This is a genomic window from Sphingomonas panni (assembly GCF_022664435.1).
GTDB lineage: Bacteria > Pseudomonadota > Alphaproteobacteria > Sphingomonadales > Sphingomonadaceae > Sphingomonas > Sphingomonas panni.
The window spans coordinates 493241-506220 of record NZ_JAKREU010000001.1 but is presented as its reverse complement, the minus strand read 5'-3'; the positions used below and the strand labels follow the sequence as shown (position 1 = coordinate 506220).

The following is a 12980-nucleotide window of genomic DNA, read 5'->3' as shown; positions in this document are numbered from 1 at the left end:
ACGATAGGTGGCGGTGTGTGAGTCTATTCCGCCGCCACCGCCTGCGGCATGGGAATGTCGAAGCCGAACCGCGCCTCCACCTCCGGGTCGAGCCACGCATGGATATGCGCCCGGTCCGCATCGGAAATCTCGGCATAGGCGGTGGGGGTGAAGGGGCGCTTGCCCTGCCCCTTGTAGCTGTCCTGCGCCACGAAGGGTTCGGCCATGGTCAGGCCGGTGGCGGCGGACAGGTCGGCGATCACCCCGGCCGGGTCGGCGACGAACGCTTCGTGTGACAGCAAGGCGACATGATGCGCGCGGTCGTGCAGCCCGCTCCAGTGGCGAAGTTTCGCGGTCCGCTTGGCGAGCGGATTGGCGAAGCGTTCGCCCGTATCGGGGCAGCGTTCGTGCAGCATTTCGCGCCCCAGCACCGGATGGTCGTCCTCGACGCCCCAAAATTCTCGGTCCCAATAGCTGTGCCACGGAGCACGAATGAAGTCGGAAAAGCCGAGCGCCTTCAGCTCCGGGTGCGCGTGCCAAGGCTGGCGGTGCAGGCTGCGCACCCAGTCGACGGGATCGCGCGCGACCGCCAGCACCATGACGTCGCGCGGGAACAGTATCTGTTCGGGCACGAACCAGTGCTTGAACCCATAGCTCTCCGTAAAGGCATCGCGGCCGAGATTGGCCTCGATCGAGCGGATCAGGACATTGGTCCCCGAACAGCGCTGTCCATAGACCTGGATCTGGCGGATCGGCGCATCCCCCCGGCGCAGGATGGAAAGGCCCGCTCGCGGGGTCGTCCAGCTCGTCATACGTCGTCTATTCCCATCCGAATCATCGGAAATCATTGTGATTCCGAAATAATTTTCGCTTGTCGGCGCTACGCAGGGAGCCGGCAAGGGTTCCGCCGCGTTCTGCGCATCGGGACGGGTTCTCCGGGGGACATATGACGACGCGGCCGATCACCTTCTTCATCCATCATCAGGGGCGTGGGCACGCCAACCGCGCGATGGCGATCATCCGCGAACTGCCCGCCGAGCGCCGCGTCACGATATTGTGCGCGCGGCCCGACCTGTTCGACGGGTTCGACCGACCGATCGAGATCGTGCCGTTGCCCAACATGATCGGTGCGCCGGTGCCGACGCGTGCGCTGTTCGACCAGCCGACGCCGGAGGTGCTGCACTGCGTACCGCTGGGCGTGGAGGCGACGCGGCGGACGATGCGCACGATCCTCGACCATCTCGACGATGTCGCGCCCGCGCTGTTCGTGGTCGACGTATCGGCGGAGATCGCGCTGCTGTCACGCATCGCCAGCGTGCCGGCGATCAAGATAAGGATGCATGGCGACCGCACCGATCCCGGCCATCTGGGTGCGTATCAGGCGTGCGTCGGGCTGCTGGCGCCGTTCGACGAGGCAATCGAGCAGGACGACTTCCCCGACTGGGGCCGGGCCAAGACCTGCTATACCGGGGGCCTCTGCACCACGACCGATGCCGTGCCGACCAGGGCGGAAGCACGGGCGCGGCTGGGGATCGTTCCCGATCGCGAGGTCGTGCTGGTGCTGACCGGCGGTGGCGGGGCGGGTACGCCCTATGCCCCGCTCACCATGGCGGCGCGGGCGGTGCCGGACGCGCTGTGGCTGGTCGTCGGGCCGGTCCACCGCGAGGGACATGAGACCGATTTCGGCAATCTGGTGGAAAAGGGCTGGGTCGATGGCGTGACCGACCATATCGCCGCCGCCGATGTCGTCATCGCCTCGGCCGGCGACAATACGGTCCATGAGATCGCGCGGGTCGGCCGCCCCTATATCTGCGCGCCCGAATGGCGCTATTTCGCCGAACAGACGCGCAAGGCCGACCGGCTGGCCGAGGTCGGCGCGGCGGTGGCGCTGCACCAATGGCCGGGGTCGCTGGCCCCATGGCGCGGGCTGCTCGACCAGGCCAGGGCGCTCGACCCCGCAGCGCTGGCGGCGCTCTACGACCCGCAGGCCGCCGCCCGCGCGGCGGACTATATCGAGGGGCTGGCGGTGCGGCTGTGGGCCGACGACCCCGCGATCAGTTCCGCCGCAGCCGCACGATGAAGAACCCATCCAGCCCGCCGCGATCCGCCAGCATCCCCGGCAGCGTCCGCACATAGCCCCGGCGGTTGGCCGTCACCCCCTCGGGCAGTTCGTCCGCCATCGCCGGCTCCACCGCATAGTCCGACCGTCCGCTCAGGAACCGGTCCAACTGCGCCTCGCCCTCGGCCGGCTCCAGCGAGCAGGTGGCATAGACCAGCCGCCCGCCGGGCTTCACCCAGTCGGCGGCGCGCGACAGCAGCCGCGCCTGCAACGCCGCCGTCTCGGCGATCACGCTCGGCCGCACCCGGTGCAGCACGTCGGGGTGGCGGCGGAAGATGCCGGTGGCGCTGCACGGCGCGTCGAGCAGGAGCGCATCGACCGGCTCGGCCGGCTTCCACACCAGGGCATCGCCGGTCACGACCTTCGCCGACAGCCCGGTGCGCTCCAGATTCTCGGTCAGGCGCATCAGCCGGCTTTCCGAATTGTCGAGCGCGGTGACATCCCATCCGGCGGCGGCCAGCTGCAGCGTCTTGCCGCCGGGCGCGGCGCACAGGTCGAGCGCGCGGCCCGGCCCCTGGCCCAGCAGCCGCGCCGGGATCGACGCCGCCAGGTCCTGTACCCACCATTCTCCCTCGGCATAGCCCGGCAGGTCGGCGATCGCGCCATGTTCGGCCAGCCGGCGATGGCGCGGGGCGAGCGCCAGCCCTTCCGGTCCGTCCTCGCCCTTCAGCGACAGGTCGACCGGCGGCTGCTGCGCGATCGCCTGTGCCGCCGCGATCACCATGTCCTCGCCCCATGCCGCGACCCAGCGGGCATCGGTATCGGCGGGCAAGGTCGCGGCCTCGGGCAGCCGCGCATTGCCGCGCATCAGCGTGCCGAACACGCCGTGCACCAGCTTGCGCGGGCCGCCATCGACCAGCGGCAGCGCGGTGGCGATCGCGGCGTGCGGCGGCGTGTTCAGCACCAGCGCCTGCGCCAGCGCGAGTCGCAGCACGAACCGCGCCTTGGCATCGTCGGGCAGCGGGCGCTGCGTCGCGCTGTCGATCAGCGCGTCGAGATCGGGCAGCCGGCGCAGCACGGCGGCGGCGATGGCATGGGCAAGGCCACGATCCTCGCGCCGCTCCAGCTCGGCGGTCGCGCTCGCCAGCGCCGCCTCCAGCGGCAATCCGCGCCGGATCACGGCATCGAGCAGTTTCAGCGCGGCACGGCGCGCCGGCACGCCGGGTGCTTCGGGGGCTAGACGGGGGCGGGCCATGATCGGGTTCCGATGCGCAAAGGGGGTACTTGAATCCTGTCGCCGGTCCGCCAAGTGCAGTCACAAGCGAACCGGAAAGGACCCCCTATGGGCAAGCGACCGCCACATGTGAAGCCGCCAGCGCATCTCTCCAAGTCGCCACCGGTGCCGACGCCCGAGCCTCTGCCCGAAAAACCCGACGCCGACGACCCGCTCGGCCTAAGCCCGACGCGCTATGGCGACTGGACGCACAAGGGGATCGCGGTCGATTTTTGAAGGGGCGTGGTTTCCCGCTTCCCATGTCCGACAGGCCGTTGCGGGAAAGGCAATCGGGAACTGATTTCGGAAAGGTAGCGGCCATAGCCTCCCGACTGCGCGGCGAATGACCGTGGAGTCGGATGGCGGGTTGGTTTTCGAGACAGCATCCGTCCCCTGAAGCGTCACCATGAAGGTCATGTTCGCCCTATCGCTGGCATTGGTCGCGGCTGCGGCCCAGGCAGCGCAAACACGGCCCAGCGAAAGTACAGCGATGAACGACGCCGCAAACGTAATCACCGTGGACCATATGGGGTTCGCCGTCTCGTCTCTGGACGAAGCCATTCGGTTTTGGACGGGAGCGCTCGGCTTCACGCTGGAGCGACAATCGGAAATGGGGGGTGACTTCCTGCATCAGGTGACAGGTGTCGACGATCCGAGCGTGAAAACGGCGATCGTCAGGGCACCATGCGGTTACGCGGTCGAATTGTTGCAATATTCGAAGGGGCGCCAGAACGGCGCGGTGCCTTCCAGCGCGGGAGCGATCGGCGGGACTCACCTGGCTCTGACGGTGCAAGACATTCATGCCGCTATTGGCCGCGTCGAAGCAGCAGGGTGGAAGGCCAAGGGTAGTCCGCTGCCGATCGCCGGTGGTCCACGGAAGGGGACATTGGTGGCCTATGTTTCAGGTCCGGATCATATCACGATAGAGCTTATGCAGCCGCCAGCCCGGTAATGGGCGTGGGGGAGCTTTCCCGCACAACCATCCCGAACGGGGCCGCCGCAGCGCCCCCGCCCCCCAACCTACACCCCTGTCAGTAATTCCATTGCGACCATGGAACGAACTGCCCGTTCCCGACTTGTCGCCAGATGGCATGGCTTTCGCGCAACTGGCGGTATTTCGTGGGCGGCATCGTCGGGTTGGCGCTGCTGATCCTGTTGGTTCTTGCCGCTTTTCCATGGGGGGTGCTGCGCGACCGGGTGTCGGTGAAGCTCGCCGAACGGTTCGGCTCCGACGTGTCGATCGGCACCATCGAACGCGTCGAGCCCTTGTCCTTTTCGCCGACCCTGATCGTACGCGACCTGCGCATCGCACAGCCGAACTGGGCGGGAACCGGCGATCTGGTCCATCTCGACCGCATCGATTTCCGCTTTCGCGTCCTGCCGCTGCTGCGCGGCAAGTTCGACCTGACCGCGCTCGCCGTCGATGGCGGGCGGGTGGCGATGGTGCGTTCGCGCGATGGCAGGAAGAACTGGGCACCCGACAAGCGCGGGGACAAGGGATCGGCGTCGGCGATCACCAGCCTGACCGTCCGCAACCTCGTCATCGACTATCGCGACGCGGTGCAGAACCGGCGCTTCGCCGTCACCGTCGCATCCGATGCGCAGGGGTTCCGCGCCGGCGGCAACGGCGCGATCGACAATCGCCCGGTGACGGTCGCGCTCAGCGGACCGGCCATTGCCGGCGACGGCGCATGGCCGTTCACCGCGCGCGTGAACGGGCCGACGATCACCGTCGATGCGAAGGGCACGATGGCCTCGCCGCTCAATACCCGGCAGATGACCGTCGACCTGACCGCGCGCGCCGACAATCTGAAGACGCTCGACGCGCTGATCGAGGCGGGGCTGTTCGGGACCCAGCCGGTCGCGCTGACCGCCCGCGTGCGCCATGACGACCCGAGCTGGGTGATCGAAAAACTGTCGGGCACGATCGGCCGCTCGCGGCTGGCCGGGGCGAACGCGACGGTTACCAAGGCGGACGAGAAGACCGGCATCGACGGGCGGCTGCACTTCGCGACCCTGTCGTTCGACGACCTCGAAACCGATCAGGGCCGCGCAGAGGCGGCGGCGATCGAGCGTCGCATCGGCCCGCGCGTGGTGCCCGGCACCCGCATCAACCTCGCGAAGATGGGCAATCTCGACGGCAGACTGGCGGTGCGGGTCGACCGGCTGCTCGACATGGCGGGCCTGCGCAGCCTCGATACCGTGCTGGCGATCGACGACCGCCGACTGACCGTCGCGCCGCTGACCGTGCGGCTGGCGCAGGGGCGGATCACCGGGCAGGTGGTGGTCGACCAGCGCGGACGCTCGACACCCAAGGCGACGTTCGACCTGCGGCTGAAGGATTCGCGCATCTCCACCTTTGCCGGCGGTGCGCCGATCGATGCGCCGCTCCGCGTCCGGCTGCGGCTGGTCGGCAGCGGCGATACCATTCGGCAGGCGATCGGCCGCTCGAACGGGACCATCGGCTTTGCCGCGACCGGCGGGGTGTTGCCGGCCAAGATGGCGTCGATGCTGGGTGCCGATGTCGCGCGCGGTGTGCTGACCGACGATGACGCACAGGCGCGGCTGCGTTGTCTCGGGCTGCGGCTGGACGTTACCAATGGTCTGGGGCGGATCGACCCGCTGCTGATCGATACCTCGCGGGCGCAGACGCAGGGGCAGGGGGTGGTGCGCCTGTCCGACGAAAGCCTGTCGATCGCACTCACCGGCACGCCGAAGCAGCGGACCCTGCTCCACCTCGATCGCCCGGTGCGCATTACCGGCCGGCTGCAGTCGCCCGACGTGCAGATTCCGCCGGGGGTGAAGAGCGCGGGCGGTATCCTGCGGATGCTGGGCCGCGCGATCAAGGGCGACGACACCCCACGCGCGGGCAATGCCGATTGCGGCGCGCTGGTCCGGCGGGTGCTGGGATAGGGGAACCGCACCCCGTGTCGCCACCCCGGCCTCCTGCCGCTCGGCGACAGGCCGCCCCGGAACCGGCCACTTTCCTACACGCGGCAAACCCGCCATGATCGGCGACGCGCGACGCGCGACGCGCGTCCGCTCGTTGACAATTGGAGATTTCGCCACAATTCGACCACAATGCGACGTGTGCGGCGAGTGTGAACTTTGTGAACTTTGGCGTCCGACGACGTTAGGCGCGGCGCAGTTCGTACAGGACGCGCGGCACCATCTGCCCGTCACGTTCGACCATCGCCGGCGGCAGCGGGGTCGCACCCAGCGCCTCGATCGCCCGGCGCGACCGGTGATTGTCCACGCCCGCGCTGAACCGGACCGCCGCGACCTGGCCCAGCGCATGGTCGATCATCAGCCGCTTGGCCTCGCGATTATAGCCCCGCCGCCAGTGACTGCGCGCAAGGAAGGTCCAGCCGATCTCGACCGCGTCGGGCGGGGCCGGGACATAGCGGGTCGCGCCGATCACCTGCCCGTCGGCCGCATCGCGGATCGTCAGCATCCCCCCGGTCGCGAGTCCCGCGTCGAAGAAGCCACGGAACACCGCCGCCTGCCAGCGGTCATGCGCGGGATGCTGGTCCCAGATCGCGGGGTCCGAAGCGACCGCATATAGCGCATCGTAATCGTCGGCGCTCGTCGGCCGCAGCGTCACCAGTTCGCCGATCAGGGTCGGTTGCCGGTCCATCAGAACGCCGCGATGCCGGTAATCGCCCGGCCGAGGATCAGGCCGTGGACGTCATGCGTGCCTTCATAGGTGTTGACCGTTTCCAGGTTGATCGCATGGCGCATCACATGGAATTCGGCGGCGATGCCGTTGCCGCCATGCATGTCGCGCGCGGTCCGGGCGATGGCCAGCGCCTTGCCGCAATTGTTGCGCTTCAGGATCGAGATGGCTTCGGGAGCAAGCGTCCCCCCCTCGAACATCCGCCCGGCGCGCAGCGCGCCTTGCAGGCCCAGCGCGATCTCGGTCTGCATGTCGGCGAGCTTCAACTGCACCAGCTGCTTCGACGCCAGCGGCACGCCGAACTGCTGCCGGTCAAGCGTATATTGGCGGGCGGCGTGCATACAGAATTCGGCCGCACCCATCGTGCCCCACGCAATGCCATAGCGCGCGCGGTTGAGGCAGCCGAACGGCCCCTTCAACCCCTCGACATGCGGCAGCAGCGCGTCCTCGCCGACCTCGACGCCGTCCATCACGATCTCGCCGGTGATCGACGCGCGTAGGCTCAGCTTGCCCTCGATCCTGGGTGTCGACAGCCCGGCCATGCCCCGTTCCAGTACGAAGCCGCGGATCTTGCCGCCATGCGCATCGGACTTCGCCCAGACGACGAAGACGTCGGCGATCGGTGCATTGGTGATCCACATCTTGGCACCGCTGATGCGATAGCCGCCGTCGATCCGTTCCGCCCGGGTGCGCATTGCCGCCGGGTCGGACCCGGCATCGGGTTCGGTCAGCCCGAAACAGCCGACCCATTCGCCGCTCGCCAGCTTCGGCAGATATTTCGCCTTCTGCGCATCCGAGCCATAGGCATGGATCGGATGCATCACGAGGCTCGACTGCACGCTCATCGCGCTGCGATAGCCCGAATCCACCGCCTCCACCTCGCGCGCGACCAGGCCGTAGGCGACATAGCCCATGCCGGCCCCGCCATATTCCGGCTCGATCGTCATGCCGAGCAGGCCGAGCGCCCCCATCTCGGTCATGATCTCGCGCGCGAAATCCTCGTCGAGAAAGGCGCGGGTGACGCGCGGCAGCAGCTTGCCCCGGGCATAGCCATGGGCCACGTCGCGGACCATGCGTTCCTCGTTGCTCAGCTGCGCGTCGAGGGCGAACGGGTCCTGCCAGTCGAACCGGCCCAACTCGGCCATGGGCGTTCCTTCAGAGCGTGGGCGTAACCGTGTCGGCGGCGGCGGGGGGATCGGCCGGCAGCGGGGCGGGCTGGACGATCACCGGCGGGGCTGCGGGGGCGGGGCGCGGCGTGGTCAGCGCGACCGATTCGAGATCGACCAGCGCCTTGCGCGCATCGACATAGCGCTTGGCGGCGGCGGTCCATACCGTGGCATTGGCGGCGCCGGGCATCCGTTCGACCTCGGCCATCGCCAGCTCGACCTGCCCCGTGTCGAGCCGACGCCGGGCGCGCTCCAGCCGGTCGCCCGGACGGCTGCTGGGGGTCGTGCCCTGCCGGATCACGATCAGCTGCCCGGCTTCGCGGCGCAGCGCATCCCACCAATTCTCGTTCACGGGGCCGGCGGTCAGCGGGATGGCGGCGGCGTCCAGCGCGCTGCGCAGGTCGTCCAGCGTCACCGGGTTCTGCGCGGCGGCGATCAGCGTGCGGACCGCATCGGGCCGGCTGCCGCCGAACCGGTCGCGCAACTGCCCCTCCAGATAGTCGAGTGGCCGTCCACGATCCAGCGCGCGACGGGTGGCGACGATCACCATCATGTCCTCGGCCCGCGTGGCATAGCCCGCCGCATTGCGCGCGCTGCTGTCCAGCCCGACGATCCGCGTCTCCAGATCGGCGATGCGCGCGGCCAGCGCCGCTTCGCGCGCCGACAGGATCGGCAACGCCGACACCTGTGCCGGGGGGGGGGCGCTGGGGGTGGCGGGCGTCGGCTGCGCGGTCGGGACGGCGGCCTGTTGCGCCCCCTCCCAGCCGAACCGCGGCGCGACATAGCGCAGCACGGCCAGCGTCGCGCCGATCCCGATCACGAAGGCGATGAGGGCGATGGCCAGCCATCCCCGGCTGTCCCGGCGACGCGGGTGGCTGGTCGTCGGAAAGGGCGCATCGTCGCTGGTCATGCCGCCTTATCCCCGCGCCCGTCCGCCGGGTCAATCACATGCATCGGACAGGGGAAGCGCGGCGGCGATGGTGGCGGCATCGTCGGGCCGCTCCGCGACGGCGATGGCGCGCCATCCGCTGCCCAGCGCCTGCGCAACCGCCGGGGCGATGGCGGCGACGGCAATGGTGCCGCGATCGACGGCCAGCATCGCTAGCCGCCGGGCGGCGCGCTGCGAATGGACCAGCGCCACCGTTCCGGCCAGCAAAGTGGCGTCCACGTCCTCGACCGCCTCGCTGGTATAGACCGCGCGGATCGCGCCCAGCACCGGATGGTCCGCCACCGCCCGCTCGCGCGCCGTCAGCAACAGCGCGTGGCGGACGCCCGCGCGCCGCGCTGCGTCGAGCAGCGCCTGCCCGTCCGCATCCCCGGTCGCGACGACCCGCAACCCCGCCGCCCGCGCCGCCGCCGCCGTTGCCGCACCGACCGCATGGACCGGGAGCGTCGCATAGGCCTGCAACGCGGCCCCTGCCTGCCGCACCGCATTGGCACTGGTCAGGATCAGCGCGTCATGCGCGTCCGCCGGCGGCCCCTCCCATGGCAGCGGCACGATGCGGAACAGCGGCAGGCGGAGTGCGCTGCGCCCCAGCGCCTCGACCGCGCGAGCGGTGGCGGCATTGCCCGGTTCGGGCCGCAGCACCGCCAGCGGCCGGCTCATCGCGCGAACAGTTTCGCCACGTTCTCGGGCGCGCGTGCCAGCATCGCCTCGGCCAGAGCGCGCGGCAGGTCGATGTCGTCGATCGCGCCGCTGGTGCTGTCGACCACCTGTGCGCTGCCGTCCTGCGCCAGCAATTGCGCCCGCAGCGTCAGCACGTCGCCGTCGATCGTCGCCAGCGCACCGACCGGCGAATGGCAGTCGGCACCCAGCGCCGCGAGAAACCCGCGCTCGGCCCGCACCGCCTGATGCGTCGGTGCATGGTCGATCGCGCGGACGAAGGCGAGGGCATCGGCATCCTCGGCCCGGACCTCGATCCCGACCGCGCCCTGCGACGGGGCGGGCAGCAGTGTGTCGATCGACTGTGCGGTGCCGACATCGTGGCGTCCCAGCCGCTCCAGCCCGGCCGCCGCCAGCAGCGTCGCGTCGACCTCGCCCGCCGCCAGCTTGGCGAGGCGCGTGTCGACATTGCCGCGAAACAGCACGATCCGCGCGTCGCTCCGGTGGCTTAGCACCTGCGCGGCGCGACGCGGGCTGCTGGTGCCGACGACGCCGTTCGGCGGCAAATCGGACAGCGAGGCGATGCCGACCAGCCGGTCGCGGACATCCGCGCGCGGCAGCATTGCGGCGATGCGGATTTCGGTCGGGCGGACCGTCTCGACATCCTTCATCGAATGGACCGCCGCGTCGATCTCCCCACAGCATAGCGCGCGGTCGAGTTCCTTGGTCCACAGCGCCTTGCCGCCGATCTCGGCCAAAGCGCGGTCCTGCACCCGGTCGCCGGTGGTCTTGATCGTCACGATCGCAATATCCGCCGGATCGATCCCATGCGCCTTTGCCAGCGCCTCGCGCGTCGCGTGCGCCTGCACCAATGCCAGCGGCGATCCGCGCGTGCCGAGTTTGAAGGTCATCGGTGCTCGCTATCTGTCGTGTTCGTTTGGGGCAAGGTGGAGAAGGTTTGTTCACGCGAAGGCGCGAAGGCGCGGAGAAGAAGATTGTTTGCGCGCAGAGGCGCAGAGGGCGCAGAGGTGTTTCGACCGGAATGACCCGCTCGCGATCGGGAGACCGCTGATTGAAAGCCGCTGACGCGGCAATATACGCATCCCCTCTGCGCCTCTGCGCGATCAAACGCCCTTCTTCTTCTGCGCGCCTTCGCGCCTTCGCGTGAACCAATCTTCCTACCGCCACCCGATCCGGGCTACAGTCGACCGCATGTTCACCCCCCTGATCCTCGGTATCGAATCCAGCTGCGACGAAACCGCCGTTGCGCTGGTGCGCGGCGACCGCACCATATTGTCCCACCGTTTGGCGGGACAGGAAGCGGCGCACGCTCCGTACGGCGGTGTCGTCCCCGAAATCGCGGCGCGCGCGCATGTCGAGATACTGCCGTCGCTGGTCGAGGGTGCGCTGGCCGATGCCGGGGTGGCGCTGGCGGACGTCGACGCGGTCGCCGCCACCGCCGGGCCGGGGCTGATCGGCGGGGTGATGGTCGGGCTGGTGACGGCCAAGGCACTGGCGCTGGCGGCGGGCAAGCCGCTGGTCGCGGTCAACCATCTGGAGGGCCATGCGCTGTCGCCGCGCCTGACCGATCCCGACCTCGCCTATCCCTATCTGCTGCTGCTGGTGTCGGGCGGCCATTGCCAGCTGCTGCGGGTCGATGGCGTCGGCCAGTATCGGCGGCTGGGCACCACGATCGACGACGCGGCGGGCGAGGCGTTCGACAAGACCGCGAAGGTGCTGGGGCTGGGCTATCCCGGCGGGCCCCGTGTCGAGGCGGCGGCGGTGGACGGTGATGCGAAGGCGGTCCCGCTGCCCCGCCCGCTGCTCGGCACGCCGGAACCGCATTTCTCTTTCGCCGGCCTCAAGAGCGCGGTGCTGCGCGCACATGATGCCGGCATCCACACGACTGCCGACATCGCGGCGTCGTTCCAGCAGGCGGTGGTCGACTGTTTGCTCGACCGGACTCGGCTGGCGTTGCACCTCGCCGGACCGGTCAGCGCGCTGGTGGTGGCGGGCGGGGTCGCCGCAAATCGCGCGGTGCGCTCGGCGCTCGAAGGGCTGGCGGAGGCGAATGGCCTGCGCTTCGTCGCGCCGCCGCTCTGGCTGTGTACCGACAATGCCGCCATGATCGCCTGGGCAGGGGCGGAGCGGTTCATGGCCGGGCATAGCGACCCGCTCGACGTTGCGGCGCGACCGCGCTGGCCGCTCGATCCGTCGGCGGAAAAGGTGCGTGGGGCAGGAGTGAAGGCATGAAGATCGGGGTCATCGGCGGCGGCGCATGGGGCACCGCGCTGGCGCAGGTCGCCGCGCGCGGCGGCGATGTGACGTTGTGGGTGCGCGAAGGCGAGGTAGCCGAGGCGATCAACACGACCCGCACCAATCCGCTGTTCCTGCCGGGCGTCACCCTGTCGGACGCGATCCATGCCACGACCGATGCGGCCGCGTTGCAGGATGCCGACGCATTGCTGGTCGTGTCTCCCGCGCAGCATGTCCGCAGCGTATTGTCGGCGATCGACGTCGGCACCCGCGCGCTGGTGCTATGCGCCAAGGGGATCGAGGCGGGCACCCGGTTGCTGGTCGGCGAAGTCGCCCGCGCCGTCCACCCGCAAGCCCCGGTCGCGGTGCTGTCGGGCCCGACCTTCGCCCACGAAGTCGCGGCGGGCAAGCCGACCGCCGTCACCCTCGCCTGCGCCGATGCCACGTTGCGCGACCGGCTGGCGGAGCGGCTCGCTGCCCCCGCCTTCCGCCCCTATGCCAGCGACGACGTGATCGGCGCGGAGATCGGCGGCGCGGTCAAGAACGTCCTCGCCATCGCCTGTGGCGTGGTCGAGGGGGCCGGGCTGGGGCAGAATGCGCGGGCGTCGGTGATCGCGCGCGGCTTTGCCGAAATGACGCGGTTCGGATTGGCGCGCGGCGCGCGGGCGGAGACTTTGGCCGGGCTGTCGGGGCTGGGCGACCTGGTGCTGACCTGCTCGTCCACCGCGTCGCGCAACTATTCGCTGGGCGTCGGGCTGGGGCAGGGGCGTGCCGCGGCCGAGCTGATGGCGGATCGCCGGACGGTGGCGGAGGGTGCCTTCACCGCCCCCGTGCTGCGCGAGGCGGCGGCGGAGGCCGGTGTCGACATGCCGGTGACGGCGGCGGTCGGGGCGTTGCTGGACGGTACGCCGGTCGCGGAGGTCATCGACACGCTGCTCGCCCGCCCGCTGCGCCCCGAGGGACTTTAG

The 12980-nt window shown here is 69.9% G+C and carries 13 protein-coding genes; 6 read left to right on the top strand and 7 right to left on the bottom strand.

Features of this window, described 5'->3' with window-relative positions; all coding sequences use genetic code 11:
• Window positions 1–23 precede the first annotated feature (23 nt).
• Window positions 24–791 (bottom strand): hypothetical protein, encoded by a 768-nt coding sequence (locus tag MF609_RS02550; protein WP_242414739.1) that lies wholly within the window; start codon window positions 789–791, stop codon window positions 24–26.
• A gap of 134 nt (window positions 792–925) precedes the next feature.
• Between MF609_RS02550 and MF609_RS02545 the strand changes: the two genes are divergently transcribed.
• The gene (locus MF609_RS02545) at window positions 926–2059 is read left to right on the top strand and encodes a glycosyltransferase (protein WP_242414738.1); all 1134 of its coding nucleotides are present in this window, start codon (window positions 926–928) and stop codon (window positions 2057–2059) included.
• Here MF609_RS02545 and MF609_RS02540 read toward each other — a convergent pair.
• The gene (locus tag MF609_RS02540) at window positions 2034–3293 is read right to left on the bottom strand and encodes an RsmB/NOP family class I SAM-dependent RNA methyltransferase (protein ID WP_242414737.1); all 1260 of its coding nucleotides are present in this window, start codon (window positions 3291–3293) and stop codon (window positions 2034–2036) included. The two genes, MF609_RS02545 and MF609_RS02540, sit on opposite strands and share 26 nt — an antisense overlap.
• 87 nt (window positions 3294–3380) lie before the next feature.
• Here MF609_RS02540 and MF609_RS02535 point away from each other — a divergent pair, with 87 nt between their 5' ends.
• The 3 genes from MF609_RS02535 (at window position 3381) to MF609_RS02525 (ending at window position 6224) form a co-directional block, all read left to right on the top strand.
• On the top strand, window positions 3381–3548 hold the full coding sequence (locus tag MF609_RS02535; protein WP_242414736.1) for a DUF1674 domain-containing protein: 168 nt from the start codon (window positions 3381–3383) through the stop codon (window positions 3546–3548).
• Between the two features lie 169 nt (window positions 3549–3717).
• On the top strand, window positions 3718–4263 hold the full coding sequence (locus MF609_RS02530) for a VOC family protein (protein ID WP_242414735.1): 546 nt from the start codon (window positions 3718–3720) through the stop codon (window positions 4261–4263).
• 134 nt (window positions 4264–4397) lie between these two features.
• Window positions 4398–6224 carry an AsmA family protein gene (locus tag MF609_RS02525; RefSeq protein ID WP_242414734.1) on the top strand — a complete coding sequence of 609 codons (1827 nt, stop codon included), beginning with the start codon at window positions 4398–4400 and terminating at the stop codon, window positions 6222–6224.
• Between the two features lie 220 nt (window positions 6225–6444).
• Here MF609_RS02525 and MF609_RS02520 read toward each other — a convergent pair whose 3' ends face one another.
• The 5 genes from MF609_RS02520 to hemC are packed head-to-tail and all read right to left on the bottom strand — an operon-like array spanning window position 6445 to window position 10667.
• A complete protein-coding gene (locus MF609_RS02520; protein WP_242414733.1) occupies window positions 6445–6948 on the bottom strand; it encodes a GNAT family N-acetyltransferase in 504 nt (167 codons plus the stop codon).
• Window positions 6948–8132, bottom strand: a complete 1185-nt coding sequence (locus tag MF609_RS02515) for an acyl-CoA dehydrogenase (protein WP_242414732.1) — start codon at window positions 8130–8132, stop codon at window positions 6948–6950. The genes MF609_RS02520 and MF609_RS02515 overlap by 1 nt, the downstream gene beginning before the upstream one ends.
• A 10-nt stretch (window positions 8133–8142) precedes the next feature.
• Complete coding sequence (locus MF609_RS02510) at window positions 8143–9063, bottom strand: hypothetical protein (RefSeq protein WP_242414731.1); 921 nt, start codon at window positions 9061–9063, stop codon at window positions 8143–8145.
• Window positions 9064–9093: 30 nt separating this feature from the next.
• Window positions 9094–9759, bottom strand: coding sequence for a uroporphyrinogen-III synthase (locus MF609_RS02505; protein ID WP_242414730.1), 666 nt, complete (start codon window positions 9757–9759; stop codon window positions 9094–9096).
• Window positions 9756–10667: a hydroxymethylbilane synthase gene (gene hemC, locus MF609_RS02500; RefSeq protein ID WP_242414729.1), complete on the bottom strand. Its 912-nt coding sequence runs from the start codon at window positions 10665–10667 to the stop codon at window positions 9756–9758. The genes MF609_RS02505 and hemC overlap by 4 nt, the downstream gene beginning before the upstream one ends.
• Window positions 10668–10968: 301 nt before the next feature.
• On the opposite strand from hemC, the gene tsaD reads away from it, so the two are divergent.
• A complete protein-coding gene (tsaD, locus tag MF609_RS02495) occupies window positions 10969–12009 on the top strand; it encodes a tRNA (adenosine(37)-N6)-threonylcarbamoyltransferase complex transferase subunit TsaD (protein ID WP_242414728.1) in 1041 nt (346 codons plus the stop codon).
• Window positions 12006–12980 carry an NAD(P)H-dependent glycerol-3-phosphate dehydrogenase gene (locus tag MF609_RS02490; RefSeq protein WP_242414727.1) on the top strand — a complete coding sequence of 325 codons (975 nt, stop codon included), beginning with the start codon at window positions 12006–12008 and terminating at the stop codon, window positions 12978–12980. The genes tsaD and MF609_RS02490 overlap by 4 nt, the downstream gene beginning before the upstream one ends.

Bases quoted from the DNA above. Each gene is read 5' to 3' on its own strand.
- MF609_RS02550 (WP_242414739.1), bottom strand. From the start codon at position 791: ATGACGAGCTGGACGACCCCGCGAGCGGGCCTTTCCATCCTGCGCCGG.
- MF609_RS02545 (WP_242414738.1), top strand. From the start codon at position 926: ATGACGACGCGGCCGATCACCTTCTTCATCCATCATCAGGGGCGTGGG.
- MF609_RS02540 (WP_242414737.1), bottom strand. From the start codon at position 3,293: ATGGCCCGCCCCCGTCTAGCCCCCGAAGCACCCGGCGTGCCGGCGCGC.
- MF609_RS02535 (WP_242414736.1), top strand. From the start codon at position 3,381: ATGGGCAAGCGACCGCCACATGTGAAGCCGCCAGCGCATCTCTCCAAG.
- MF609_RS02530 (WP_242414735.1), top strand. From the start codon at position 3,718: ATGAAGGTCATGTTCGCCCTATCGCTGGCATTGGTCGCGGCTGCGGCC.
- MF609_RS02525 (WP_242414734.1), top strand. From the start codon at position 4,398: ATGGCATGGCTTTCGCGCAACTGGCGGTATTTCGTGGGCGGCATCGTC.
- MF609_RS02520 (WP_242414733.1), bottom strand. From the start codon at position 6,948: ATGGACCGGCAACCGACCCTGATCGGCGAACTGGTGACGCTGCGGCCG.
- MF609_RS02515 (WP_242414732.1), bottom strand. From the start codon at position 8,132: ATGGCCGAGTTGGGCCGGTTCGACTGGCAGGACCCGTTCGCCCTCGAC.
- MF609_RS02510 (WP_242414731.1), bottom strand. From the start codon at position 9,063: ATGACCAGCGACGATGCGCCCTTTCCGACGACCAGCCACCCGCGTCGC.
- MF609_RS02505 (WP_242414730.1), bottom strand. From the start codon at position 9,759: ATGAGCCGGCCGCTGGCGGTGCTGCGGCCCGAACCGGGCAATGCCGCC.
- hemC (WP_242414729.1), bottom strand. From the start codon at position 10,667: ATGACCTTCAAACTCGGCACGCGCGGATCGCCGCTGGCATTGGTGCAG.
- tsaD (WP_242414728.1), top strand. From the start codon at position 10,969: ATGTTCACCCCCCTGATCCTCGGTATCGAATCCAGCTGCGACGAAACC.
- MF609_RS02490 (WP_242414727.1), top strand. From the start codon at position 12,006: ATGAAGATCGGGGTCATCGGCGGCGGCGCATGGGGCACCGCGCTGGCG.